The 25,785-nt window shown below is 69.0% G+C and carries 24 protein-coding genes; 7 read left to right on the forward strand and 17 right to left on the reverse strand.

Annotation, left to right across the window (positions count from 1 at the left end):
- Positions 1 to 12: 12 nt before the first annotated feature.
- The 4 genes from IFU30_RS09080 to IFU30_RS09095 form a co-directional block, all read right to left on the reverse strand.
- Positions 13 to 1,719 (reverse strand): glycoside hydrolase family 13 protein, encoded by a 1,707-nt coding sequence (locus IFU30_RS09080; RefSeq protein WP_192004978.1) that lies wholly within the window; start codon positions 1,717 to 1,719, stop codon positions 13 to 15.
- A 61-nt stretch (positions 1,720 to 1,780) separates the two neighbouring features.
- On the reverse strand, positions 1,781 to 2,674 hold the full coding sequence (locus tag IFU30_RS09085; protein ID WP_085510777.1) for a carbohydrate ABC transporter permease: 894 nt from the start codon (positions 2,672 to 2,674) through the stop codon (positions 1,781 to 1,783).
- Positions 2,674 to 3,585, reverse strand: coding sequence for a carbohydrate ABC transporter permease (locus IFU30_RS09090; protein ID WP_079002413.1), 912 nt, complete (start codon positions 3,583 to 3,585; stop codon positions 2,674 to 2,676). The genes IFU30_RS09085 and IFU30_RS09090 overlap by 1 nt, the downstream gene beginning before the upstream one ends.
- Positions 3,582 to 4,880, reverse strand: coding sequence for an ABC transporter substrate-binding protein (locus IFU30_RS09095; RefSeq protein ID WP_192004979.1), 1,299 nt, complete (start codon positions 4,878 to 4,880; stop codon positions 3,582 to 3,584). The genes IFU30_RS09090 and IFU30_RS09095 overlap by 4 nt, the downstream gene beginning before the upstream one ends.
- A 225-nt stretch (positions 4,881 to 5,105) precedes the next feature.
- On the opposite strand from IFU30_RS09095, the gene IFU30_RS09100 reads away from it, so the two are divergent.
- The 3 genes from IFU30_RS09100 to IFU30_RS09110 all read left to right on the forward strand — a co-directional run bounded on the left by IFU30_RS09100 (position 5,106) and on the right by IFU30_RS09110 (position 7,819).
- Positions 5,106 to 6,311 (forward strand): ROK family protein, encoded by a 1,206-nt coding sequence (locus IFU30_RS09100; protein WP_192004980.1) that lies wholly within the window; start codon positions 5,106 to 5,108, stop codon positions 6,309 to 6,311.
- A 26-nt stretch (positions 6,312 to 6,337) separates the two neighbouring features.
- Positions 6,338 to 7,234, forward strand: coding sequence for an esterase/lipase family protein (locus tag IFU30_RS09105; RefSeq protein WP_192004981.1), 897 nt, complete (start codon positions 6,338 to 6,340; stop codon positions 7,232 to 7,234).
- Positions 7,235 to 7,327: 93 nt separating this feature from the next.
- A complete protein-coding gene (locus IFU30_RS09110; protein ID WP_342450836.1) occupies positions 7,328 to 7,819 on the forward strand; it encodes a DUF4396 domain-containing protein in 492 nt (163 codons plus the stop codon).
- Between the two features lie 78 nt (positions 7,820 to 7,897).
- Here the strand turns inward: IFU30_RS09110 and IFU30_RS09115 are convergent, their stop codons facing one another.
- The 5 genes from IFU30_RS09115 to IFU30_RS09135 all read right to left on the reverse strand — a co-directional run bounded on the left by IFU30_RS09115 (position 7,898) and on the right by IFU30_RS09135 (position 13,531).
- The gene (locus IFU30_RS09115) at positions 7,898 to 8,581 is read right to left on the reverse strand and encodes an HAD hydrolase-like protein (RefSeq protein WP_192004982.1); all 684 of its coding nucleotides are present in this window, start codon (positions 8,579 to 8,581) and stop codon (positions 7,898 to 7,900) included.
- 62 nt (positions 8,582 to 8,643) lie between these two features.
- Positions 8,644 to 9,876, reverse strand: a complete 1,233-nt coding sequence (locus tag IFU30_RS09120; RefSeq protein ID WP_192004983.1) for an allantoate amidohydrolase — start codon at positions 9,874 to 9,876, stop codon at positions 8,644 to 8,646.
- Positions 9,873 to 11,027: an FAD-dependent oxidoreductase gene (locus tag IFU30_RS09125; protein WP_192004984.1), complete on the reverse strand. Its 1,155-nt coding sequence runs from the start codon at positions 11,025 to 11,027 to the stop codon at positions 9,873 to 9,875. Before IFU30_RS09125 ends, IFU30_RS09120 begins: the two co-directional genes overlap by 4 nt.
- A complete protein-coding gene (locus IFU30_RS09130; RefSeq protein ID WP_192004985.1) occupies positions 11,024 to 12,283 on the reverse strand; it encodes an ammonium transporter in 1,260 nt (419 codons plus the stop codon). Before IFU30_RS09130 ends, IFU30_RS09125 begins: the two co-directional genes overlap by 4 nt.
- A 93-nt stretch (positions 12,284 to 12,376) precedes the next feature.
- Complete coding sequence (locus tag IFU30_RS09135) at positions 12,377 to 13,531, reverse strand: tyramine oxidase subunit B (RefSeq protein ID WP_342450837.1); 1,155 nt, start codon at positions 13,529 to 13,531, stop codon at positions 12,377 to 12,379.
- A 149-nt stretch (positions 13,532 to 13,680) separates the two neighbouring features.
- Between IFU30_RS09135 and IFU30_RS09140 the strand changes: the two genes are divergently transcribed.
- Together IFU30_RS09140 and IFU30_RS09145 are read left to right on the forward strand one after the other, a co-directional pair.
- Positions 13,681 to 14,586, forward strand: a complete 906-nt coding sequence (locus tag IFU30_RS09140) for a LysR family transcriptional regulator (protein WP_192004986.1) — start codon at positions 13,681 to 13,683, stop codon at positions 14,584 to 14,586.
- A 104-nt stretch (positions 14,587 to 14,690) separates the two neighbouring features.
- Complete coding sequence (locus IFU30_RS09145) at positions 14,691 to 15,635, forward strand: GNAT family N-acetyltransferase (protein ID WP_192004987.1); 945 nt, start codon at positions 14,691 to 14,693, stop codon at positions 15,633 to 15,635.
- A 66-nt stretch (positions 15,636 to 15,701) separates the two neighbouring features.
- On the opposite strand, the gene IFU30_RS09150 is transcribed toward IFU30_RS09145, so the two are convergent.
- Positions 15,702 to 16,400, reverse strand: a complete 699-nt coding sequence (locus IFU30_RS09150) for a hypothetical protein (RefSeq protein WP_192004988.1) — start codon at positions 16,398 to 16,400, stop codon at positions 15,702 to 15,704.
- Positions 16,401 to 16,513: 113 nt separating this feature from the next.
- Positions 16,514 to 17,056 (reverse strand): TetR/AcrR family transcriptional regulator, encoded by a 543-nt coding sequence (locus IFU30_RS09155; protein ID WP_192004989.1) that lies wholly within the window; start codon positions 17,054 to 17,056, stop codon positions 16,514 to 16,516.
- A gap of 137 nt (positions 17,057 to 17,193) precedes the next feature.
- Here IFU30_RS09155 and IFU30_RS09160 point away from each other — a divergent pair, with 137 nt between their 5' ends.
- On the forward strand, positions 17,194 to 18,078 hold the full coding sequence (locus IFU30_RS09160) for an SDR family NAD(P)-dependent oxidoreductase (RefSeq protein ID WP_342450838.1): 885 nt from the start codon (positions 17,194 to 17,196) through the stop codon (positions 18,076 to 18,078).
- Positions 18,079 to 18,158: 80 nt separating this feature from the next.
- Here the strand turns inward: IFU30_RS09160 and IFU30_RS09165 are convergent, their stop codons facing one another.
- Complete coding sequence (locus IFU30_RS09165) at positions 18,159 to 18,953, reverse strand: alpha/beta fold hydrolase (protein ID WP_192004991.1); 795 nt, start codon at positions 18,951 to 18,953, stop codon at positions 18,159 to 18,161.
- Between the two features lie 87 nt (positions 18,954 to 19,040).
- On the opposite strand from IFU30_RS09165, the gene IFU30_RS09170 reads away from it, so the two are divergent.
- Complete coding sequence (locus IFU30_RS09170; protein ID WP_124769241.1) at positions 19,041 to 19,475, forward strand: hypothetical protein; 435 nt, start codon at positions 19,041 to 19,043, stop codon at positions 19,473 to 19,475.
- Positions 19,476 to 19,515: 40 nt separating this feature from the next.
- Here IFU30_RS09170 and IFU30_RS09175 read toward each other — a convergent pair whose 3' ends face one another.
- The 5 genes from IFU30_RS09175 to IFU30_RS09195 form a co-directional block, all read right to left on the reverse strand.
- Positions 19,516 to 21,063, reverse strand: a complete 1,548-nt coding sequence (locus tag IFU30_RS09175) for a GMC family oxidoreductase (protein WP_342450839.1) — start codon at positions 21,061 to 21,063, stop codon at positions 19,516 to 19,518.
- Complete coding sequence (locus IFU30_RS09180; RefSeq protein ID WP_192004992.1) at positions 21,060 to 22,460, reverse strand: alpha/beta fold hydrolase; 1,401 nt, start codon at positions 22,458 to 22,460, stop codon at positions 21,060 to 21,062. Before IFU30_RS09180 ends, IFU30_RS09175 begins: the two co-directional genes overlap by 4 nt.
- Positions 22,457 to 23,356, reverse strand: a complete 900-nt coding sequence (locus IFU30_RS09185; protein WP_079706295.1) for an SDR family oxidoreductase — start codon at positions 23,354 to 23,356, stop codon at positions 22,457 to 22,459. The genes IFU30_RS09180 and IFU30_RS09185 overlap by 4 nt, the downstream gene beginning before the upstream one ends.
- Before the next feature lie 134 nt (positions 23,357 to 23,490).
- A complete protein-coding gene (locus IFU30_RS09190; protein WP_342450840.1) occupies positions 23,491 to 24,801 on the reverse strand; it encodes a glycosyltransferase family 2 protein in 1,311 nt (436 codons plus the stop codon).
- Positions 24,798 to 25,727 carry a WcbI family polysaccharide biosynthesis putative acetyltransferase gene (locus IFU30_RS09195; RefSeq protein ID WP_192004994.1) on the reverse strand — a complete coding sequence of 310 codons (930 nt, stop codon included), beginning with the start codon at positions 25,725 to 25,727 and terminating at the stop codon, positions 24,798 to 24,800. Before IFU30_RS09195 ends, IFU30_RS09190 begins: the two co-directional genes overlap by 4 nt.
- Between the last annotated feature and the right edge of the window lie 58 nt (positions 25,728 to 25,785).

The raw sequence follows: 25,785 nt of genomic DNA on the forward strand, positions 1-25,785 counted from the left end.
CCACGGCCACCATCACCCCAGCAGGCCGACCGGCGCGATCCAGACCGTGGACTCCCCCGGAACCGCGCCGGCTTGGAGGGCGCCCAGGACGACGGCATCGTGCTCCGCTTCGAGCGGGAACGGCTCAGTGCCGAAGTTGGTCAGGACCTGCCAACCGTTCGGCCGCACGAACCGGATGACGTCCGCCCGCCCCGTCTCGACCCACTCGAGGTGCTCCCCGGTCTGGAGCAGCCTCCGCAGTCGGAGCGCCTCGCGGTAGAGCGAGAGCGTCGAGGTCGGATCTGCAGCCTCCACATCGACCGCGTACTCGGCGAACCAGGCCGGTTGCGGCAAGTGCGCGACCGCACCTCCGAAGCCGAAGGCCGGTCGGTCCGCTGACCACGGCAGCGGCACTCGGCAACCGTCGCGACCCAGCCCGTCGTACTCGCCACCGCGGAAGAACGCGGGATCCTGGCGCTGCTCCGCCGTGATCGCGGCGACCTCCTGCAGGCCGAGCTCCTCCCCCTGGTAGAGGTAGGTGCTGCCGGGAAGCCCGAGGAGCAGGAGGGTCGCCGCCCTGGCGCGCCTGAGCCCCTGGTCGCGATCGATGTCAGCCTCGGGACCACCCGCCGCGACCCATTCGGTGCCTTGCTTCACCGGTCGTCCGGCCAGGGGCGGGAGTCCGTACCGTGTGGCGTGACGGGTCACATCGTGGTTGGACAGCACCCAGGTCGTCGACGACCCCGTCTCCGCCGCCTGTGCCAGGTTGTCGGTGATGACCGTGCGGAACTCGGCGGCATCGAAGTCCGCCTCGAGCAGATCGAAGTTGAAGGCCTGGCCGAGCCCCTCCGCCGAGGCGTACTTGGCACGACGCTCCGGCGAACTCACCCACGCTTCGGCGACCGCGGTGCGCGGCGGGTCGTACTCCTCGAACACCCGCCGCCACTCGGCGTACACCTCGTGCACGTCGTCGCGGTCGAGGAGCGGATGGTTGCCATCCTGCGGCATCAGTTCCAGTTCAGCACGACTCGGCAGCGGTTCGGTGAGGTCCTTCGTGAGCATGTGCGCGACGTCGATCCGGAAGCCGTCCACGCCCCGGTCCGACCAGAACCGCAACGTCTTCAGGAAGTCGGCGCGGACCTCGGGGTGATCCCAGTTGAGGTCCGGCTGCTCGGTGGCGAAGTTGTGGAAGTACCACTGGCCGTCCTCGACCCGCTCCCAGGCGGGGCCACCGAAGACCGACTCCCAGTCGGTGGGCGGTTCCTCCCCCGATGCGCCCTTCCCCTCGCGGAAGACGTATCGGTCGCGTGCCGCCGACCCGCGCCCGGCGGCGAGTGCCTCCTGGAACCACTCGTGCAGATCCGAGGTGTGGTTCGGCACGATGTCGACGATGACCCGGATACCGCGCTCGTGCAGTGCGGCGATCAGCTCGTCGAAGTCCTCCAGCGTGCCGAGCCGCGGGTCGACGTCGCGGTAGTCCGCGACGTCGTACCCGCCGTCGGCCAGCGCCGAGGGATAGAACGGACTGAGCCAGATCGCGTCGATCCCGAGGCCGGCGAGGTAGTCGACCCGGGAGCGGATACCGGGCAGGTCGCCGAGACCGTCCCCGTCCGCGTCGGCGAAGCTCCGCGGGTAGATCTGGTACACGGCGGCCTGACGCCACCAGGTGGAGGCGGCCGTCCGCCGGGCGTCGGCGGACTCGGTGTCGGTGTCGGTGTCGACGAGTAGTGCGTCGGTCATGACGGCGTGGTCCTCGGTCTCTCTGGTGGTGGATGGATCCGGTGTCGGTCGGTCGGACGGGTCACCCCTTGACGGCACCCTGGGTGACGCCCGACATCACCCAACGCTGCGCGAACAGGTAGGCGATGATCGCGGGGGCCATCGCCATCAGGTACGAGGCGAAGGCGACGTTGTAGTTGCTGCTGAACTGGGTCTGGAAGAGGTTCTGCCGCACCGGGAGGGTCTGGAGTCCCGCGTCCGAGATGATGAGCGACGGCATCATGAAGTCGTTCCAGGCGTAGAGGAACGCGAAGATGCCGACGGTGGCGCTCATGGGAGCCAGGAGCGGGAAGATCAGTCTCCAGAACGTCTGCCAGGTGCTCGCACCGTCGATGCGTGCGCTCTCCTCGAGTTCGATCGGGATCGATCGCAGGAACGCCGTGAACAGCAGCACGCTGAAGCTCAGCTGGAACATCGTGGCGAGGATGATCACGCCGAACGGGTTGTCGAGTCCGACACGACCGGTCAGCTGGATCTGCGGCAGGGCGACGACCGGGAACGGGATGAACATGGCGGCGAGCAGGTAGAAGAACGAGAAGCGGAACAGGCGGCGATCCCAGTTGCGCACGATGGCGTACGCGGCGAAGGAGGCCAGGATGATGGTCGCGACCACGGTCCCTGCGGTGACGAGGAGCGACATCGCGAAGCCCACCGGGAACTTCGTGAGGGTCCACGCCTGGACGAAGCCGTCGATGCTGAACGGTGCCGGGAGCGAGAAGGCGTTGCCGTCGACCGACTGGGTGTCGGTCTTGAACGCCATCGAGATCGTCACGTAGAGCGGCAGGAGGACGGTCACGGCGCAGAGCAGCAGGATGATCGTCGTCGACCAGCTCACCCGCTCTCCCCTCGTCCGCTGCTTCGGGGTGGCGTTCGCCGTGGTGATGGACTGGGTGCTGAGCACGGTTGGCGTGGCCATCAGAGTGCGTTCCTTCCGCGCGTCGCCGAGAGTTGCACGAGGGCGATGATGATCGTGATGATGAAGAACAGGGTGGCCGTGGCCATCTGGTAGGCGTAGTCACCCGTCTGGAACCCGCGGATGATCGTCATCGAGATGCTCCGCGTGGAGGTGCCCGGGCCACCGTTGGTCAGGCCGACGATGATGTCGTAGGCGTTCAGGTAGTTCTTGAAGCCGAGGATCACGTTGATCACGACGTATCCCATCACCAGCGGCAGGGTGATCCGCAGCAGCTGCTGGCGCTTGTTCGCGCCGTCGAGCGACGCCGCCTCGTAGACATCACCGGGGACCGCGAGGAGACCAGCGATGTAGATGAGCAGCGTGCCGGGGATCGACTGCCAGGCCGTCACGATCACGATGCCGAGCCAGGCGAGGTCCGGGTTGGAGAGGATGCTCGTCTCGAGGAACGGGATCCCGAGCGCCGAGCCGGCGGCCGGTACCGAGTTCATGAAGAGGAACTGGAACACGTAGGCGATGATGATGCCCGAGATGACCATCGGGATGACGAAGATTCCGCGAAGTCCCATCTTGAAGCGGATCTTCGCGGTCAGGCCGACCGCGAGCAGGAACGCGATGACGTTCACCGCGATGACCGTCACGAGCGAGAACCCGAAGGTGAAGAGGAAGCTGGTGAGGATGGCCGGGTCGCTGAACGCGGCGATGTAGTTCGTGAAGCCGATGAACTCCCAGTCGCCGATCCCGATGGAGTCGGTGAAGCTGAAGAAGATGCCGACGACGCCGGGGAGCGTGATCGCGAGCGTGAAGAGGATGACGGCTGGGAAGAGGAAGAAGTAGTAGATCGGCTCGACCCGTTTGGTGCTGCGTCGGACCTTCGGGTTGCCCCCGGTCACGATCGATGTGGTGGCGCTCATTCGGAACCCTCCTTGCTCGTGACGGGCGGCTGTCGGAACGCGAGTCGTGCCCAGTCCGCGTCCATGGTGCGGAGCATCGACGCCGCGTCGGTGCCGAGGACCAGCGACTGCGCGTAGTTCTCGGTCGGGATGGCGCGGGGGTTGAGCACGCCCGGCCCCTGGTAGAACGCGCCTGCGTCGTAGTACGGGATCATGCCCGCGACGCGCGGGTCGTCGGGAGCCTTGCCGTCGTCCGTCGGGACGAACCCGAGCTGCGACTCGTTGTACGCCTGGATGATCTCCGGCTGGAAGAGGTACTCGAGGAAGTCACGGGCACCCTGCGGGTTCTTCGCCTCCTCGGGGATGATGGTGACGAGGTCGAGGTTCACCCGGACCTTGAGGTCCTTCGGGTCTTCGGTCATCGGCAGCGGGAAGGTCCCGAGGTCGAGATCGGGTGCGGTGAGTGCGATCTGGCTGAACGCCCACGGGCCCTGCAGGTACATGGCGCCCTTGCCCTCGGCGAAGGCGACATTGCCGGCGTCGTAGGTGCGACTCGGCGCATCAGCCTGCGTGTACTCCTTGGCGAGCAGCTGCATCTTCTCGATGGGCTCCAGGAAGTCCTTCTCGAACGAGACCGGAGCATCCGGTCCCACCTCGGTGCCTTCCTCCGCGAGCCGGTCGTAGAAGTCCGGGATGTCGACGGCGCCACCGACCGAGTAGTCGAACCAGCCCTGGTTGGCGGTCCAGGCATCGGCGAACGTCGCGTAGAACGGCGCCACGCCGGCCGCCTTCAGCGTGTCGGAGACGGCGATGAGTTCACTCCACGTCGTCGGCACCTCGAGGCCGTACTCGGCGAAGATCGTCTTGTTATAGATGACGGAAGCGGCCATCACCGAGTAGGGCAACGCGCTCGTGCGTCCCTCGCAGACGCCGTACTGGTCGAGCAACGGCTGGAGGTCGTCGCGGATGGACGCCGCCGCTGTCGTGTCGGACAGGTCGGAGAGCGCGCACCGTTCGACGAAACGCGACACCTCGTGGTTGTAGTTCGAGAGCATGAGGTCCGGCGGGTTGCCACGGACGAAGCTCGCCGCGAGCGGATCGGGCCCCGAGGTGTCCATGACGACCTCGTACTGCTGCTGCGAGGCGTTGTAGTCCGCGACGGCCTGGTTCATGAAGGTGAACGCCTCACGCTTGCTGAACGTGAAGTGGATGGTCTCCCGGCCATCACTCGAGCAACCGACGAGGACGCTGGCCAGGAGCGCCACACCCGCCACTCCGGCCGTGGCGCGTATCGCGCGTTTCAGTGGGTTCGACATCATTGTCCTTCCGCGGAGCCCTCGATGGATCCGCTGACTAAATACAGAGAGTAAATCAACTGATGACGGAAACTCTGCCATCCGTTCGACGTCTGGTCAAGCACCGGTTCCATCACGACATCCACGGGTAGGACACCGTGATCGTTCACGGTTCTGCGCACGGTGCAGTGCCTCCGCGGCACGGTGTCCACGCGGGCCCTCGGATCGTGGATATCGTTGTCGGTCATGGAAGCGACGACGACGGAGCGGGCATCGGAGCCGCGCTCCTCCAGCATCACCGCCGTCCTCGATCACGCCTGGGCGACGTCCGCGTTCACCGCGGCCGACGTCATCACCGCCACCGGGTTGTCACGATCGACGGCGATCACGCTCTCCGACGAACTCATCGGACTGGGTTGGCTGACGGAGCTCGATGACGCACGTCAGGCTGGTGCCGCCTATCGGAAAGGTCGCCCCGCCCGACGCTACGAGCTGCGCATCGACGCCGGGATCGTCGTCGGTGTCGACGCCGGAGCCCACTCCATCACCGCCATCGCTGCAGACCTGCGCGGTCGGGAACTCGCGAGGTCGCACCACACCGTCGATCCGGCGGCCACCGCTGAGGCGCGGGTCGACGCCGTCGACGCGGCGATCGACGAGGTCCTGCGACAGTGCGGACCGAAGCCGCCGCTCTGCATCGTGCTCGGCGTCCCGGCCCCCATCGACGCGCTCGGGCGATCACCCGAGGGCAACGTTTTCTGGGATCGGATGAACCCTCGGCTCGGTGAGCGCATCCGCGACCACGGCTGCGCGGTCGTCACCGACAACGACGCGAACCTCGCCGCCGTCGCCGAGGGCGCGATCGGCGCCGGCGTCGGTGTCGACTCCTACATCACGGTGGTCACCGGTGAGCGGCTCGGAGCCGGATACGTCGTCGACGGTCGTCTCGTCCGCGGTCGCGGCCGGGCGGGCGAGCTGCACCTCCTCGACCTCGTCGACGGCGTCGGTTCGTCGCGAGGCATCGCCGCGCTCCTGCGCGACTGGGGTCGCGAGTACCGCGAGAGCGGCGGGCTCCCGGAGAGCAGCCCGCTCAGCCGCATACCGGTCGCGCAGGTGGATGCGCAGTCGGTCCTCGCTGCGGCGGACCAGGACGACACGGTCGCGCTCGACCTGGTGCGCCGGATGGGTGATCGCATCGCGCGGATGAGCGCCATCCTGGGCGGGTTGCTCGACGTCGAGCGCATCGTGTTCGCCGGCGGGATCGCTCCGTCGATGTCGCAGCTGCTCGAGGTCGCGTCGGAGCGCATCCCCGGCTACATGAGCGCGGAACCTCCCTTGCTCGTCGCGTCGGAACTCGGTGCCGACATGGTGGCGCAGGGCGCGGTCGCGACCGCGATCGACGACGTGCGTCGCAACGCACTGCGGATCGACCTCGCCCGACCAGTACGCTGACGTCGTAGCCAGCCGGAAGGAGCACCATGGCCGATGCGATCGTCCTCGTGTCAGGGGGTGCCGCCGTGACCCCGTTCACGGGTCCGGACCATGCCGCAGGCTCCGGCCTGGCCGCCGGGAACACCCTCACCGCACTGAGAGCGCACCTGCTCGGGCGGGATATCCCGGTCTTCACCGCACCGGCACGCATCGGTGCCGGGGAGGTGCACGAGGACACGGGTTGGCAGGGGTTCGCCGACGTCCCGATCGTGCTGCCCGCCGAGGTGACCGTCAACGCCGTCGGTGGGATCGACGCCGGCGGGACGAGCCTGGCCGCGTTCCTGCGGTGGTTGTCCGACGAACACGGCTTCGCGAGCGTCGACCTCGTCGCCCACTCCATGGGCGGCCTATTCGCTCGTGCCGCGGTCCGCGAACTGCGCGGCTCCGGCCCGTCGATCGGCCGGCTCGTCACCCTCGGCACCCCATGGGAGGGATCGCTCCTCGGCGACGTGCTCACCGGCGAGGTCTCGGTCCACGACGCCCACGGCGACGAGGGGACCGCGACGATCCTCGAGCGGTCGAGCGGCTATGCCGCCGAGAACTCACAGGGCGCTGCCGACGAGGTCTCACGCCGGTTCCTGCGCGAGTGGAACACGACGCAGGCCGGCTTCCTCGATGGCGTCGCCGTCACCGCAGTCGGGGCGGGTCACTTCCACACGGCAGCCGAACCCCGGCAGCTGTGGCCACACGACGGTCTGGTGGCCCTGCGAAGCGCCCGAGCCGACGACGTCCCGGTCGACGTGCTCCCCCGCGTGGTCCGCCGTTCCTTCGAAGACGACGTCCACAGCATCTTCTTCGCCGACGCCTTCGACCTCCCGTGGGAGCGCGCTCTCACCTGGGATCCCGAGGTCTTCGCCGTGGTCGACGAGGCGCTCACGTCCTGAGTCGGCGTCGATGCCCGTGTGAGCGGACCAGCACTCCGGAATATACCCCCGAGGGGTATCGTTCGACCTCTTGGACGAACCGGAGGAGTGCTCGTGAGCGACCAGACCCACCACCACCACCACCACCACGGCCCAGCAGCCGACAATGCGACCTCCTGGCGGATGGCCGCCACCGCCACCCTCCACTGCCTCACCGGATGTGCCATCGGCGAAGTGCTGGGCATGGTGATCGGCACCGGCCTCGGACTGCACAATCTCGGGACCGTGGTGCTCTCGATCGCCCTGGCCTTCGTCTTCGGCTACGCGCTCACGATGCGCGGCGTGCGCCGCGCGGGACTGTCCTGGCGCGCCGCCCTCGGTGTCGCCCTGGCGGCGGACACGGTGTCGATCGCGGTCATGGAGATCATCGACAACACCGCGATGCTCGCCATCCCCGGAGCGATGGAAGCCGGCCTCACCAGCGGCCTCTTCTGGGGCTCCCTGGTCGCCGCTCTCGCCCTGGCCTTCATCGTCACCACACCGGTCAACCGTTGGCTGATCGGCCGCGGCAAGGGGCACGCCGTCGTCCACGGACTCCACCACTGAGGCCATGATGGGCCTCCGACCTCGCGGTCTGCGACTGTCATTCGGACGGCGCGTTGTCGTCGACGGGGCCTGCCTGCTTCATCGTCGGCGGAGGTCTCGCAGTGCCTCCGGCGACGGGGTGAGACTGCCGACGATCTCGCCGAGGCTGCTGATGACCGGGTGACGTCGATGCGAAGGCGCGTCCTGGTGACCTCCGTCGAATCGCAGGAACCGCACCTGGAGCGCTTCGGCGATCTCCTCGTCGTGATTGGTGTCGCCGACCATCAACACGCGCCGGGGATCATGGCCCGAGCCCTCCAACCACGCGGTCACGACATGCTCCTTCGACGCCGCATAGACATCGGTGATGCCGTGGACGTGTGCGAAATGACCGTGCAGCGAGTGGGGAGCCAACTGACGCTCGAGGGTGACCTCCGGGGTCGCCGAGATGAGGACCTGCTCGACGCCGAGCACGTCGATCGCAGCGAGGGTCGCGCGGGCCTGCGGTTGGAGCGACGCCGCTCCCACACCGGCCGCGAACAGCGCGAGGTATTCATCAGCCGCCTCCAGGAAGTCGGCTGCATCGACACCGAGCCGGGCATAGAAGGCCCGGATGGGGAAGCCGAACACCGCCCGATACGCCTCCTGGTCGGAAATCTCGGCAAGACCGCGCTGCCGGAGAACGGTGTTCATCGCGGCAAGCGCCACCTCGACGTCGTCGAGGAGCGTGCCGTTCCAGTCCCAGCACACCGCGTCGATGGTCGTGGATCCGTTCTCGTGCACGAGGTCGAGTCTCACACGGCCGGCTGACATCGGTCGGATCAAACGAGGGCGGTGGCTCCTGCTCAGGTGGTCCCGACGCCGACCGCCAGTCCCTCCAGGACGTCTGCGAGTGCCACGGCACCGGCCTCAGCATCGGCGTCCTCGGCGTACTCCTCCGGCGAATGGGAGACGCCGGTCGGGTTGCGGACGAAGAGCATCGCGGTCGGCACGTGCGACGCGAGCACTCCGGCGTCGTGCCCCGCTCCGGTACCGAGCACAGGCGCCTCCGGCAGCATCCGTTCGAGGCGCCCGCGGAGGAACGGGTCGAAGTCGGTCGTGGCGCTGAACGACTCCTCGGTGATCGCGGCCTCGCATCCCTCCTCCGCTGCGACGAGCGACAAGCGTTCGGTGATCCCCGCCACGATCGCGGCGGTCACGACGTCGTCAGGATGACGGACGTCGATCCAGAAGTCCACGCTCGACGCGATCACGTTCGTGCCTCCCGGCAACGGGAGCACCCGACCGACGGTCGCCCGAGCGTCCGGCGTGGCCCGCCCGATCGTGCGGATCTCGGTGATCATCCGCGCAGCCGCGACGAGCGGGTCCCGTCGATCCTGCATGAGCGTCGTCCCCGCATGGTTCCCCTCACCGCGGATCGACACCCGCCACCGTCCATGCCCGAGGATGCTCGAGCCGATCGCGACCGGGCGATCGAGGTCGACCAGCGCCCGCCCCTGCTCGACGTGGAGCTCGACGAACGCGTCGATCGCTCCGAGCCCGGCCGGATCTGGACCAACACCCCGCGGATCGACACCATTGCGTGCGAGGACCTCGGCGAACGTGTCCCCCTCCACGTCGCGCAGGGCCAGCGCCCGATCCGGACTGATCGCACCGGTGAGGAGCCGCGAGCCGAGGCATGCGACGCCGAAGCGCGAGCCCTCCTCCTCCGGGAAGACCGCGACGACGATCGGCTTGGTCGGCTCGAAGCCTCGCGAACGCAGGTGGTCGATCGCGATCAGCGCCGATGCGACCCCGAGTGGTCCGTCGTAGGCGCCACCGCCCGGTACCGAGTCGAGATGGCTCCCGGTGACCACCGCACCCGTCGTCGAACGTGACGGCACATGCCACCAGGCGCGGATGACCCCGTTGCCGTCGATGTCCACGTCGAGGCCGCGGCGCTCGGCCTGACCGACGAACCACTCCCGCAGCTCGAGTTCGGCGGTGGAGTAGACGGGCCTCGAGTACCCTCCCCGACGGTGGTCCCGACCGATCCCCGCGATCTCGTCCAGGAGCGAGACCACGGTGTCGCGGGTCACCGGACCGCTGCCAGGCTCGGCCGGAACATCGCCGGCACAACGTCTCGGCCCTCGATCAGCGCGAGGGCGTATTCGCCGATGAGCGGGGCGAACTTGGCACCGTGGCCGGAGCAGGGCGCCAGGACCGTGATCCCGTCGACCCTGTCGATGACGAAGTCCTCCGTCGGGGTGTTCGTGAACAGGCAGGTCGTCTCGGCATACGGTTCCGGGACGAGGCTCGGGAGGAACTCGCGGACGTAGGCGACGACCCGTCGGCGGTTGGCGGCGTCGACGACGCCGTCATGATCGGCGGCCGAGGGGATGCGCCTGCCACCGTTGTACTCGGCGACCTTCTGACCACGCCAGTCGGCGTCGCGCCCTCCGGGGAGCCCGTAGACCTGCATCCGCTCGGACTTGTGGATGAAGGTGGGCCACACGGCTCCCGATCGTGCCGGGTCTTCCGCGTCGATGCCAAGTCGGTCCCGGTACGGGAAGTGGTACGCCTGCTCCTGTCGGACCTCGAGGGCCGGGAACGCATCGAGGAACCCGCCCGGCAGCGCGAGGTCGCCGAGGAGGTCCGGAAGCCAGCCGCCGGCTGCGACGACCACCTGCTCCGCATCGAACGCCCTCCCCCGAGACCCGAGCACCCGGTACCCGGTGGCAGTCCGCTCGACCCGCTCGACCGGCTGATCGTTCAGGACCGTGGCCCCGGCGCGGACGGCGGATTCGAGCATCGCCATCACCGCCTGTTCCGCGTCGATCACGCCGGCTCCCGGATGCCACAGGGTGGGCGTGTCGAAGCCGATGTCCCAACGGGCTCTGGCTTCGTCTCGCGACAGCAGCTCGTGATCGATGCCGTGCTCGGCCAACACTGACGCGAGGTGTTCCGGGCGACGGGTCGTCCCGAAGTCGAGCGCCCCCGTCTGCGTGATCAGTGGACGCCCGTGCTCCAGGCCGAGCTCGTCCCACCCAGATGCCGCCGCGAGGACGAGACGGGTGTAGGACGCCTCCGGGTAGGCGTAGCGGAAGATCCGGGCCGATCCGTGGGACGATCCCCACTCGTTGGCCGGGCGACTCCGCTCGAGGACGATGACGTCGTGCCCGGCCTGGGCCAGGCGCCAGGCCGCCGCGGCACCTGCGAGCCCGGCTCCGACGACGATGACGCTGGTCATGCGCGTGCTTCCAGGTCTTCGTCCTCGTAGGCGCGCTCGGCGTGGGCGTGCTCGTCGATCCCGGCGACCTCGTGCTCCTCGGGGATCCGCAGACCGATCGTGATCTGGATCACCTTCGCGATCACCCAGGTGACGATGAACGAGTACGCGAGGACCGCGACGGTCGCGATCGTCTGCACGCCGAGCAGTTCGAATCCGCCGCCGTACAGCAGACCGGAGCGTCCGTTCGGAGCCGCATCCGTCGCGAACACCCCGATGAGGAGCGTCCCGATGATGCCCCCGACGAGGTGGACCCCGACGACGTCGAGGGAGTCGTCGAAGCCGAGCCGGAACTTCCACTCGATGGCGAGGCAGCAGACCACGCCCGCGATGGCTCCGATGAGGATCGCACCGATGGGTGAGACGGCGCCGCAGGCGGGGGTGATCGCCACGAGGGCGGCGATGATCCCCGATGCGCTGCCGAGGCTCGTGACCGCTCCGTGGCGGAGCCGGTCGACGATGGACCAGCCGATGAGCCCGGCACAGGCGGCGACGGTGGTGTTGAGGAACACGACGCTCGCCGCATTGCCGGCTGCGAGCGCTGAACCGGCGTTGAAGCCGTACCAACCGATCCAGAGCAACCCGGCGCCGACCAGGACGAGCGGGCGGTTGTGCGGACGGAGCTTGCCGCCCCAGTCCTTGCTCTTGCCGAGCACCAGGGCGAGTGCGAGCGCCGCGACTCCGGCGTTCATGTGCACGGCCGTCCCGCCGGCGAAGTCGACGGCGCCGAGGGTGTTCGCGATCCATCCACCGGTCGCCGTGTCGTTCGAGAAGGCGAACACCCAGTGCGCGACCGGGAAGTACACGAGCGTCGCCCAGAGCCCGGCGAACAACAACCACGCGCCGTACTTCATGCGACCGGCGGCGGCACCGGCGACGAGCGCCGTCGTCACTCCGGCGAACAGCAGTTGGAACGCCGCGAAGAGTGCGAGGGGAATGCCGGCATCGGGGTCGTCGACGAGTGCCTGGTCGAGCCCCGCAAACTCGAACGGGTTCCCGATGAGTCCGAGCCCGCCGACGGAGTCACCGAAGACGAGCGAGTACCCGAAGGCCACCCAGAGCAACGCGACGAGGCTGGCCCCGCCGAAGCACATGATCATCATGTTGAGGATGCGGCGGGACGAGACCATCCCGCCGTAGAACAGAGCCAGGGCCGGGATCATGAGGGCGACGAGCGCCGAGCTCGTCAGGATCCAGGCGACGTTTCCAGCGTCCACAAATCACTCCATCGTTCGAGGTGCACAGCGGCCGGACGGCCGCGGCGTCGGGTTCGGGTGGAACAGGTGTCGGTGCTCGGTGCCGGTCGGCGGTCAGGCCAGGTCCGGGGCTTCCCAGAGGTTGAGCTTCGTGCCGATCCCCTGCTCGACGGCGTTCTCGTAGATCGTCTTCGCCCACGCGACGTCCTCGACGCCCATACCACCGACGCTGAAGAGCACCGGCTGCTCGGGGAACTCGCGCCCGACGGCGTTCCCGTCGAAGACGTCTCCGATGTTCACCACGCGGGACTCGTCGAGATCGCCGGTCCCGATGAGGTCCTGCCAGTAGAGGCCGATCATGCCGAACGCGGTCTCGTGCGACGGCGCCGGGTACTCCTCGGCCCACGCCTCGTAGATCTTCTTCGCGTCCGCGATGAGGCGCGCCTTGCCGGAGAGCGTGTACTCCTTGTCCATGCGCAGGTTGGCGGGCAGGCTGAGGAAGGCGCCCGGCTTGATCCAGTCGCCGTCGATGAACGGGTAGTTCTCCGAGCCGACCAGGCCGGTGACGGCCTCGGAGACGATGTCCGAGTCACGCACGGCGGCCTCGACCGTCTCGGCGATCTCGATCGTCGTGAACTGCGGGTAGTGCGCGCGGACGTAGTCGGCGAACGCCTCGGAGGTCGACCGTCGGCGCCCGTGGATGCGGATGGTGTCGAGCGAGGGACGGGCGGTGGTCATGGCGTGCAGGGCGCTCTTGTTCATGGCGCCGGGCCCGATGATGCCGAGCGACTTCGCGTCCACCGGTGCCAGGAGCTTCGCGGCGGCTCCCGGCACGGCAGCGGTGCGGTAGGCGCTCTCGAGGTTGCCGGACATGATCGCGTAGGGCGCGCCGGTGTCCTTGTCGTTGAGCACGATGAGGTGGATGGAGCGCGGGAGGCCTCGCTCGCGGTTGTCGACGTTCGACCCGTACCACTTGACACCGGCGGTGTCGAAGCGTCCGCCGAGGTAGGCGGGCATCGCCATGAACCGACGGTCGGCGGCGTCCAGCGGCATGCCGGGGAACGGTGAGGTGGCGGGGAACCCGATCGGTGCTCCGTGCGAGTTGGCGGTCGGGCCGGCCATCCGGTAGTCACCCTTCGCGACGAGCACCAACACCTCCTCCATGACCTCCATGCAGTGGGCCATGTCCTTCATGCCGGCGGCGATGACCTCCGGTTCGCTCAGGTAGAGCATGTCGATCCGGGTGTTCGGGGAAGCGTCTGCGGTCACGGGTGGTCCTCCAGGTCGGGGTCTGTGGTCCTCAGCGAACACGGTCGCGATCCTCCTGGTCAAATACCGATTCGAACCTCGATTGAGAGCGTTTCGCTCGCAATCTGGACGAAACAGCGCGGTAATACGAGGGTCGTATCGTCGATGGGATGGAGCTCCGCCAGCTGCGCTACTTCCTCGCCGTCGCCGAGGAGCTCCACTTCGGTCGCGCCGCCCGACGGCTGCACATGTCGCAGCCACCGCTGAGCGTCCAGGTCGCACGACTCGAGCAGGAGGTCGGCACCGCACTGTTCGACCGTTCGACGAGGCGGGTAGCGCTGACCCCCGCTGGGCGACATCTCCAGGCGCGGGCACGACACATCGTCGAGGAGCTCGACACGGTCCGGGGTGAGATGCGCGACTTCGTCGACGGTCTCGCCGGGGAACTCACCGCGGGGTTCGTGAGTTCGGCCAACTACACGGTCCTCCCCGGCGTCGTGCAGCTGTTCCGGGCGAGCCGCCCCGGGGTGACGATGCGCCTGGTGCCGTTGACCTCAGGAGAGCAGTTCGACCGGCTCCGCGACGGCACGCTCGACGTCGGGATCGTCCGGGACGAGGTCCCGCAGACGCCATCCGACAGCTCCCCCGCGCTCACGACCGAGGTCGTCTTCGAGGAGCGTCTCGTGGCGTGCCTCCCGGTCGGTCACCCGTTGGCAGGGCGACCAGAGGTCACCGCGGAGGAACTCATGGACGTCCCGATGATCTCCTACCCGCGGGCGCTCATGCCGGGATTCGTGGACCGCGTCGCGGAGGTCCTCGGCACGTCGAGTCGGACGCAGGTGGTCGAGGAGGTCGTCCATCAGGAGACCGCCCTCGGGTTCGTCGCGGCCGGCGTGGGCACGACGATCCTGCCCGAGTCGGTGCGGCAGCTGGTGCCGCCGTCGATCGTCGTCGTGCCGCTCGCCGGGTCGCCGACGACACGCCTGCTGGCCGCTCGTCAGGAACGGACGGACGACAGCCCGGTCCACGACGCGTTCATCGTGTGTCTCCGCGACGCGGCCGCACAGCTCAGGTGAACGCCCACACGAACACCGCGCGTCCGCTTCCCGTCTCGACGGCGTGGCCCCGGTGTTCCTGTCCGACCTGGACAAACGAGTCGACCCTGTCCAAGCTGGAACCGATGACCGACACCCGCGACGACTTCACCATCCGCCGAGCCAGCCTGGACGACGTCCCCCTCCTGCAAGCGTGGAGCTGCGACGAACCCGTCGCCTGGATCGACCCGGAGCGGCTGACCGCCGAACTCGCGAGTCGGAACTATCGGCCGGAATGGTCGTGGATCGCCGAGCAGGACGGTCGCCCGGTGGCACGAGCACTCTGGTGGGGCCAGGCGGACGCGAACCGGCCCGCCACACTCGACTGCGTCACCACCACGGTCGAAGTCGCGGAGCCCGAACGTGTCGGCGCTGCGCTCATCCGCGCTGGACTGGACGCCTTCGGCGCGGGACCCGCACTGGAGTTCAACGTCGACGTCTCCCCTGCGTGGGCAGATGACGCTGCGAGTGTGGAGGCGGTGCGGTGGCGCCATGAGGCTGCACGCGCGGGCGGGTTCTCGCGCACGACCGAGCGGGTCAGTTTCGCGAGGTCCAGCTCCGATCCCGTGCCGGGACGATCGCAGCGCCTCCGTTTCGTCGCCGCCCCGGACGACGCGTTCCACGAGCTGTTCGCCCTGGTCGCGACCGGCACCCTCGATGCGCACACGCAGGACATGGTCGCGCGCGAAGGGCTCGAGGCGCTCGCGGACGACGACCTGGCGTTCTACCGATCACTCCCCGGCGAACGCGACGCCTGGCGGGTCGCTGAGCTCCTCGACGGGACGACCGCCGGGTTTATCATCCCGACGAGGACGGCGTACGACGCGAGCATCAGTTACCTGGGCGTGCTCCCCGAGCATCGCGGACACGGTTACGTGCACGACCTCTTGGCGGAGATGGTCCACGTGCACCACGGGTCGGGACAGGACCGGATCGTCGGCACCACGGATGCCGCGAACACGCCGATGCGTGGCGCGTTCGAACGAGCCGGCTTCTCGGTCACGCGCGTTCGGATCGTGCACGAGCAGTAGGTTCGCCCCGGGCTCGGTTCCGACCGTGTCAGCCGAGCACTGCGACACGGTCGACCGCCGCGCGTGTCAGACCCGCGACGACCGCAGCACGCGGACGACCCCGAAGCAGACCGCGAGCCAGATGATCAGCTGCAAGACCGCAGCGACGACGAGTGGCAGCACGAACGATCCGCCTTCGGCGGAGGACAGCCAGAAGGCCTCACCGACCGTGCCGGCGATCCCGACCCCCGAGACCGTCAGGAAGAGCGCGCGCGACGCCACCGCTTCCCGACGGTCGACGGTGTCCGCCACGTTGGTGGGGGCCTCCGGCTTGCCGGCGGTCTGTGGTGTCGTACCGGACCACGCCGCGATGGAACGGGTCATCCGGTACCCGGAGACCTGCAACAGGAGCAACATGATGGCGCTCGGGATCACGATGACCACTCCGATGAAAACCACGATGCCCAGGCTGCCAGCCCCTGCCTCCGCCGAGTACGAATTCAAGACCGTCACGGTCGCCACGGACAGGGTGGCGGAAACGACGAACGTCACGGCGGCGGCGAGCCCGAGGAGCAAGCGCGCAGGTCGCTCGTACTCCCGGAGCAGGACCTCCAGTGCGACGTCGGAGACTTCGGGCTGTCGTCGTCCTTGTTCCGAGGCACTGATCCACGCTCTCGCCTCGGCTCGAAGCAGGAAGGCGTTCCAGGCCGCCACCGTGGATGACCCGGCCGGCGGCCTCGACGGTGCTCGCCGCAGGGCCGGCTGGCGGGTTCGCTCGGGGTGCATGTGCCGACCTTACGCCGACCGCGTGCCGGGGGAAGGCCACACGGCCACCCAGAACCGTCCGCACGGCGCGGCCGAGTTCGCCGAAGTCGGGTCCATCGGGGCTGAGCCGGTGATCACGGTCGAGGCTTCAGCCCGTCGAGCATCACCTGCAGGAGGAGGGGCAGGTCCTCGGGAGTACCGAGCCGCACCGCGTGCTCGATTCCGCACACGAGGTGCGACAGACGGTCGACCGTGAGATCGGCGCGGACGGCACCCGCGGCGCGGGCCGCCTCGAGGACGGTCGTGAAGGATTCGAACATCTCGCGCTTGACGTTCCGCACGGAGTCGGCCTCGTCCTCCGGCGAGAGGAGGACAGCCTGCAGACCGCCGTCCTCGAGCTGCAGCCTGAGTGCCGAACCAAGGTAAAGCGCCAGCCCATCGCTCGGATCCGGCTCGGCTGCGGCACGCCGAGAGGTCTCGAGCATCGCGTCGAGCGCGTCGGCTGACAGCGCCTCGATGAGTGCGTGGACCGTCGGGAAGTGCCGGTAGACGGTTCCGACCCCGACCCCGGCCTCACGGGCGACGTCGTTGAGTCGAAGCGTCGCGCGGTCGTGGGTCCGGGCGACATCGAGGATGTTCGCCCGGCTACGTGCTGCGTCGGAACGGAGAGTGGCCATAGGACCACTCTACGCCAAACGGATGGCCTATCCGCTTGTGCTATGGTCCAAACGGATAGATCATCCGCTTAAGAAGTGAGGAAAATATGACCTGGGACCCCGCCCGCTTGCCAGACCAGACCGGACGAACCATCGTCGTGACCGGTTCCACCGCCGGAATCGGGTACTTCGCCGCAGAGCAGCTCGCTGCCGCTGGCGCGGACGTCGTGCTCGCCTCCCGATCGCATGACAAGCTGCGGCGGGCCGCCACCTCCATTCGAAGCCGAGTCCCGCAGGCCCGGGTCCGCCACGTGGCACTCGAGCTCGGCTCGCTCACCGCCGTCGACGAGGCAGCTGCCGAACTCGCCCTGCTTCCCCGTCTCGACGCCGTCCTGCTCAACGGCGGTGCGATGAGCATGAACCGACGCGAGCTGACTGCGGATGGATTGCCCCTCCTGCTCGGCACCCATGTGGCCGCCAATGCCCGACTGCTGGCCAGGTTGCTCCCGACATTGGTCGCCACGGCCGTGGGTCATGGCACGGTGGCTCGAGTCGTCCACACCTCGACCGGGTTCGTCCAACTGCTGCGTGTCAGCGTTGACGACCTCCGCCAGGTGCCCGCGATCGGGGTCGTGGCCTACACCAAGGCCAAGACCGCGACGGAGGTGTTCGCCTTCGAGCTTGACCGCAGGCTCCGAGCGGCCGGACTGCCCGCCGCATCCATCGTTACCCGGCCCGGTGTCGGCGTCGACGCGAAGACTCCGGAGCGACCTGGCGTCCGCGACGACACGACTCCATATCAGCGGAATCCCTACACGCCTTGGGCACAAGGGAAGGACACCGCCGCTTGGTCCGCGGTCAGGGCGCTCACGGATCCCGAAGTCTGGGGCGGCGAGTACTTCTCGCCGGTCGGCCGACTTCGGGGCGCTCCCGTCGCCATCGTTCCGCCGGCCAGGACTGCCACGCCGGCGGGCGACGCGGCGTCGTCCCTCTGGCGGCAGGTCGAAGAGCTCGCTGGCGTACCCATCGACGTCGGAGCCTGACGCGAGGCGAGCCCGGTGCCCGCCTCGTCGAGCCGGCACGTTCGGTGGGATGAGCCCGACCTGATGCGGTGCGTGTCATCTCATTGGGCATCGATGAAGGTACGGAGCGCCTCGACCCACTGCTCATGCGCATCGAGATGCGCATCGTGCGATGCGCCGCTGAGATCGACGCGCCGGACGCGCCTGCCTCGGCCTACGAATGCCGACTTCTGTTCCTCGGTGAACATTCCTCCGTCTGCGTAGACCATGAGGGTGGGCACCTCGATGCTCTCCCACTCGCGCCAGCGAGGCTCCCGGACCGCCTCGATCGTCGTCTGCATGACGTCCGCGTCAAAACGTGGGACCAAACCGTCGACTGTCTCCTCCAGATCCTCGACCCAGGCACGTTCGAGCGGCCCGTCACCGAGCTCCGCCGCCGCTTCCGATCGGTTTGCGAACGGGACGTCCCACGACCGGAAGAAGTCGCCGATGGCTCGGTGTTCCTCCACCGTGCCGCTCCCCTGGTCCCCTTCGAGCATGACCAGCGCGCGAACGAGGTCTGGCCTGTCGGCAGCCAGGAGCATCGCGGTGTGCGCGCCCATCGACTGCCCGATGACGATCACCGGTTCTGATGTCTCGGCTTCGATCACCCGTGCGACATCCGAGACGTACGCCGCCCGAGAGGTGTCCGTCGGCCGCCTCGTACTCTCCCCGTGGCCGCGCTGGTCGATGAGGACGACCGATCGTCCGGCGAGCGCTCGAGCCCTTGGAAGGAACTCCCGACTGCTTCCGGCGAGTCCGTGGCGGATGACCGCCGCCGGCTCGGAACCCTCGAACACGGTGTACGAGATCGTGACCCCGTCGTCGACGATCAGCTGCTTCCGTGTCGAGACCATCAGTCCAGCCTAGGAGGCGTTCGTGCGCAGCCAGGCCGGGAGCGGCCACCGCTAGCCTTACGTCATGCAACGCAGGGGTGTGGGCGCATGACGATCGACGATCTTCTCGCGGAATCAGACGACGGATGGTCTCGTAAACCACGGACCGTGCGTCAGGTGCTGGGAACGCTCGGGGTAGCCATCGGCTGTATGGCCGGCTTCGTCGTCCTCGTCGTCGCGCTACTGGGGTCGTTTCAAGGCAGCTACAGCTCGTTCCTCGAGGGTGACGTGTCCGTCTGCGGCTACGCAGGCGTGGATTCGGTCTGCCAGCAGGAGCTGCGGGAGCAGGTGCGCACCACGATGCACATTCCGCTCGCCGAGGACGTCCGCGTCGAGAAGCTGCGTCGCTACGGGTTCCCCGATCCGATCTATCAGGCCCGGTTGTCGTTCCCGAGCGCCGCCGATGCGAGGGCTGCCGGTTACACCGTGCTGGAGGTGAGACCGAGCGGCTCAGCCATCGTCGTCGTGAAGGCGAACGGCTGACTCCTGACCCATCCTTGCTCGACGGCCGGCGGCGCCGCCGTCACCAGGCCGCGAGCATCCGGTCGGCCGTGCGCAGCGACAACGCCATCTGCGCGAGGCCCGGGTTCGCGGAGAGCGCGCTCGGGAACGTGGAGTTGTCGCAGATCCACAGGTTGTCGATGTCGTGCGATCGACCCTCTCCGTCGACCACGCCGTCACTCGGATCGTCGCTCATCCGGCACGTGCCGAGCGTGTGTGCCGTGCGCGCCAGCACCCTGGTACTCCGCGCACCGGCCGCCGTGAGGATGTCCGTCATCGTGCGGATGGCGTGGCGGTCGATGGCCCGCTCGTTGTCGCCGGGCGAGAACGAGATGGTCGCACGCGGCAGACCCCACTCGTCCTCCTCCGACGAGAGCTCGAGCCGATTGCCGTCGGCGGGCAGACACTCGGCGTTCATCCCGATGCCGGCGTTGTACCGTGACGCGTCGAGCTCGTCGACGAGCTCGGTGCCCCAGAGACCGCCGCCGCGCACGAGGGTGGTCGCATAGTTGAACGGCATGACGCCGAGGCTCTGGAGCAGATACCCTCCGGCGAAGTCAGCACCGTCAGGGCGGACGAAGTCCTCGGTGATGAGCGCCGACGGGTAGCCGCGGTAGCCGCGGATCTGCTCGTCGAACCGTCCCCACACCTGCACCGCACCATGGGCGAGGAAGTTCCGTCCGACCTGACCGCTGGCGTTCGCGAGGTCGTTGTGCAGCAGGAGCCGAGGGGTCTCCACCCCGCCGCCGGCCAACACGAGCACCTCGCAGCGCTGCCGCTTGTCGACGCCGTCCTGGCGATAGACGACGCCCGTCACCCGACCGCGGGCATCGCGTTCGATGGTGTGCACGACGGCGTCCGGACGGATCTCCGCTCCCGCCGCGACCGCGGCAGGCAGGTACGTGATGGCGGTCGTCGCCTTCGCACCGTGGCGCTCGCCCTGGTGGATCGAGCCTACGTTGGTCGTGGCGCGTCGCAGGCCGTGGTGCGGCTGATCGCGGTCGCGGGTGATGATCGCGGCGGGTGCGTCGGTCGCTCGGATGCCGAGCGACTCAGCGCCCTTCGCCATGAGGTCCGCCGGGGCGTTGCGCTTCGGCGGCGCGTACAGGTACGTGCGCGCCGGGTCCCACGGATACGGCGTCGGCCCGGAGACACCGATGGTCGCCTCGACCTCTTCGACGTAGCGGGTGAACTCCGCATGATCGACGGGCCAGTCACGGCCGAGGCCGGTCTCGCTGCGCAGACGCAGGTCACGGGCGTCCGGTCGGGGCGTGAACGCGCCCCAGTGGACGGTGCCACCGCCGACGCCGAAGCCGCTGTTGTTCGGACCGAACGCCGTCGGAGCGTCCCCGCCGCTGAACCGGCTGGACATCCAGTTGATCGTCGTCGCGTCGACCTCGTCCGGCGTGGACCCCGCGGGGTCGTGATTCGGCCCGGCCTCGAGCGCGACGACGCGCAGCCCCGCCTCAGCGAGTCGCGCGAGCAGTGGTGCGCCACCCGCACCGGTACCGACCACCACGACGTCGACGCTGTCGTCGAGGTCGTAGGTCTTCATCGCGTCCAGGTTCACGCTGCGTCCTCCTGCTGCTGTGCGGCTGTGGGGGCGGGCGCGGCGCCAAGGTCGGAGGGCTCCCAGCCATCTCGGGTGTCGGCACCGAGCTCGCGGTAACCGGCGAAGTCGACGTCTTCTGCGCCGGTCGCGAACCCGTCGTACCCGACCCGGGCCAACGATGCGGGGTGGATGAGCCACTCCCGCGTGACGTCCACGCGCAAGTCCTCGAACCAGCGCCGCAGATCGTCCGCGTCGATGGCGCCCCCTGGAACGCCCCGTCCCTCGATCACGGCGCTGATCAACGCATCCTGGTAATCGGCCGAGTCCGTCCAAGCGGTTCGGAGGTCATCCAGCCCGGCGCGGTAGGCCTCGTCGTCCGTGAGTCCTCCGACCGGCCGCCATCCGTCGCCACCACCGGCTGCGAGGTCGGCGTCGACCCTGGCGGCGAGGTCGATCCGCCCACCCGCCGGTTGCGGAACCAGGCGATCGGCGATAGCTCGGAGCAGGTCCAGCTGTTCCGCGCTCAGCACGCGGGGCCGATACCGGGGGTCGTCCGGCAAGGCGCGTCGTGCCAGCGCGCTGCGCACCCGCGACGTGGTCCGCAGGGACGCGATGACGAGCCCCCACTCGGCTGGGACGATGGCGCTGTGTGCGACGATCTCGTCCCAGAACTCGGTGAGCGCGCGCGCGACCGTGACCGGACGCTCGTACGAGAGCAGATGTCCGGCTCCTGCGAGCGACACGAATCGGGCACGGGGGTAGACGTCCGAGAGCAGCTCGGGCTGCACTGCGGCTCCGAGCGCCTCGTCCTGATCTCCGGCGAGCACGATGCACGGGAGGTCGAGCTTGCCGACGGAGGACGCGATGTCCTCCTCGCTGCCCTGCTCGAGCCAGCGGCGCCACGCGACGGGCGACATGGCCTGCACGGACGCCACGGCGGCGGCCTGTAGCTCGGCCGGAAGGGATGCACCCACGTTGTCGTCGACGAAGGTCTGCGCGTCCGGATCGGCGATGGGCCCATCCTCGATCCAGCTGAGCATCTGGTGGCGCTTGGCGTCAGGCATCGGCTCGGGCGTGGGCGGTGACGGTGCCAGGAGCACGACGCCGAGGAGCCCGAACACGGGGACGTCGCCGTCGCGGACCCGGGCGGCGATCCCGGCGGCGACCTTGCCGCCCATGCTGTGGGCGCACAGCATCCAGGGTCCGCCGTCGGCCTGCTCCGCGATCACGGCGAGGGCAGCGTCGACCTGCGACTCAACGGAGCCGTCCGGCGCGTCGGCCGTGTCACCTTGGCCGGGCAGCTCGACGGCGATCACCCGGAACCGAGCGTCGAGTTCGCGAGCCACGGGTGCGACCGCAGCGGCGTCGAGCCCGAGCCCTGGGAGGAAGAAGACCGTGCACGCAGCCGCGGTCACGGGGTGACCATGCCGCCGTTGACGTTCAGCGTCGCCCCGGAGACGTAACCGGACTCCGCTGAGGCGAGGTAGACGTACGCCGGCGCGAGCTCAGCCGGCTGTCCGGCACGCTGGTACGTGTTCTCGTCGTCGAAGGCCTGCATCTGCTCGTCGGAGACGCCGTCGGAGACCTGCAACGCTGTCCACACGGGGCCGGGAGCAACCACGTTCACGCGGATCCCGCGCGAGGCGAGCTGCAGCGCGAGCCCCTTCGAGAGGTTGTTGATCGCGGCCTTCGTCGCCGCGTAGTCGAGCCGGTCGGGTGACGGCTTGTACGCCTCGAGCGACGCCGTGTTCACGATGCTCGCGCCCTCGCCCAGGTGCTCGAGCGCAGCCTTGGTGATCCAGAAGTTCGCGAACACGTTCGTCCGGAAGGTCTCCTCGAACTGCTCGTCGCTGAGGTCTTCCACCCGGTCGACCGCGATCTGCTTGCCCGCGTTGTTGACGAGGACGTCCAGGCCTCCGAGGAAGTCCGCGGCCTCCGCGACGAGCCGACGGCACTGGTCGGCGTGCGAGATGTCGGCGACGATCGCCTTGCCCCGGCGTCCTGCGTCGGCGATGAGCGACAGCACGTGCTCGGCGTCCTCCTCCTCACCCGGGAGGTGGGCGATGACCACGTCCGCGCCTTCGCGGGCGAACGCGATCGCCGTGGCCGCACCGATCCCGGAGTCGCCGCCCGTGATGAGCGCCTTCCGACCGGTCAGCCGTCCGCTGCCCCGGTAGCTCGCTTCACCCAGGTCGGGAACGGGGGTCATCCTGGCCTGCACGCCCGGCTCCGGCTGGTGCTGCAGCGGGGGCTCGACCCGGTCGTACTGGGTCACGGGGTTGGTCAGGTCGTACTGGTCGCGCGGAGACATGACGACCACGCTAAACGAGACACAGGCCGGAACCGGTGGGGTTGCACTCAGCGCGTCCGGTGGTGCAGACGTCCGACGGAGGCCTGCGTTCGGGCCGCGTGATCCATGCGTGGAGCGCGTCGTCGCCGATCGGGTCAGCAGAACGACGAGGTTCCGCCCCAGCCGCCGACCCAGGCCGCCACCCGGGGATCAGGCCGGAGCAGGTGGACACCGTCGGCGACGAGCTGCTGCGTCTCGAAGGCATCCGGACTGCCCCAGCGTTCCTCACGCCGCCTGGCCCGCCGGGATCGCAGGCGGCCGAGCGACGCGCCGTCCGGGTCGACGAGCTCGACGGTGCCCACGTCTCCGGTACCAAGGCGGTCGACCAGATCGACGATCCACGTCGGGTCGAGGATGACGATCGGACGGTCGAGCTCCCACGTCACTCGGGCGTCGACTCCGGCTGCTTCGTCGAGGACGCGCGGGTCTCCCCCGAGCTCCTCAGCTCCCCCGTCGTCGAGGACGAACCGAGCCTGAGGGAAGGCGGTGAACAGCGAGTCCGCCGCGACGAACCGAGCGGCCGCCGTGTGGGCGCCTTGCAGCCGCACGACGAGATCGACCGCGTCCGACCACAGCGCCCGCGGCGCGGACCCCGACACGGGGATCGACGACAGGAGCCGCAGGGTCTGGGCGTTCGCGCGTTGCATGCCTGAGCCGTCGCGCTCGGCCCACTCGGGGCCGTCGTGCCAGGCCACCGCGTTCGGGACATGGGCGAAGACCGCTCCCGCCTGCCACATGCGGTGCGCCCACTCCCAGTCCTCACCGCCGTAGGAGGTGAAGGACTCGTCGAATCCGCCGACCTCGTCGAACAGGCTCCGGGAGCATGCGATGACCGCGCCGATCATGAATCGATAGGAGCGGTCGTCCACGTCGCGCAGATCCCGACTGCGCGCGTACTCCTCGGCGAGCCACGCCGGTTCGGCGAGCTCACGGCCGGCGGCCGCCTCGACGACCGGTGTCTCCGGGGCGATCCCGCTGAAGTCGGCGTGGCGACGCCGCCCCACCGTGACCGCCTCGGGCAGCAGGGCGGGCAGCCGCGTGAGCGCGCGCACGTACCCTGGCTCGGGGGCCGTGTCGGCATCGAGGAAGCACAACACCTCGCCACTGCTCGCCCGCACACCCAGGTTGCGGACGGCGGCAAGCCGGAACCCCTGGTCCTCCTGCCGGACGAGGATCACGTCGTCCGGTACCGACACGTCACCCGGGGATCCGTCGTCGGCGACGATCACCTCCAGGAGGTGACGCGGGTAGTCCTGCGCGGCGAGGGCGTGCAGGGTCCGGAGCAGCTCACCGGGCTGGTCGTAGTGCGCGACGATCACCGAGACGCGTGGCAGCGGATCAGGATGGACGTCGTCGAGCGTGTCCCACCGGTTGCCGACGACCCACGGCTGCGCACCCCCGGTCACGCGTTGCGCCACACCGAGAGCAGGGCCGCGAGTCGGTCGACGGCAGCGGCGACGAACTCGGGGTGGGACGCATACCAATCGGTGTGGGCGGCGCGCACCTCCGCATCATCGACCTCGACGCCCTCGAGGATCCAGTGGTCGCGAGGCCCGTCCGTCAACGACCAAGCGTCGACGACCTCGGGTGCGATGGGCGCGCGCACCGCGTTGAGCAGGGGGCGTCCGGGGTCGGTGACGCCACCAGGGGCCCCCAAGGTCTCGAGGACGCGGGCGCCGAGCGGCAGCCAGATCGCGTTCCCCGGGTGGTTGACGGTGCGTGCGTGGTCGGCGGTGACCGAGTCGAAGAGGTCGGACACCGGCACGTCGGTCGCGGCCTCGCGTCGCCGCAGTTCCTCGACGGAGGCTCGGCCGATCGCGTGCACGGCGTCCGGCTGGAGCGCGGACGCGACGGGCAGACCTGCAGCGGCCGCGAGCGTCCGGACGTCGTGGTACGCCACGATCGGCGGGTTCTCCTCGACGCCGGGGACCCGGACGGCGGCCTGGAACGGATGCAAGCCTCCGAACCGCACCGGAGTCACCGTCAGCACGCGGCCACTGGTGGAGGCTGCCACCTGACGCGTGCCGAGCGGCAGATCGTGGTAATCGTCCCGCACGGGTTGCGAGACCACGGTGTGCGCGGCGCCGACCACCTCGTGCAGCCGCTCCGCATCTTCGGGGGTCATCTCGTGCACGGCCGGCACCCGCACGAACCTGCGGTCCGGTGCATCCATCACGGTGCGCAGGGACTCAGCCTGGCAGTTGCCGAGCACCACCCCGAAGTCCGTCGGCAACGGCGCGAGTCCGTAGAACTCCGCGTAGTGCCTGCGGCGTGCCTCCACCGGCGACCCTGCGGGCGCAGCGGTCGTGCCCGGTTCCAGGGTGTGGCTCATGCGTCGACGGTATACCGTCGCCGTGCGTGGCGTGGTCCTGCCGCATCGGGGTTGCGCC

Origin of the sequence: Plantibacter sp. CFBP 8798 (assembly GCF_014841195.1) — a bacterium.
GTDB lineage: Bacteria > Actinomycetota > Actinomycetes > Actinomycetales > Microbacteriaceae > Plantibacter > Plantibacter auratus.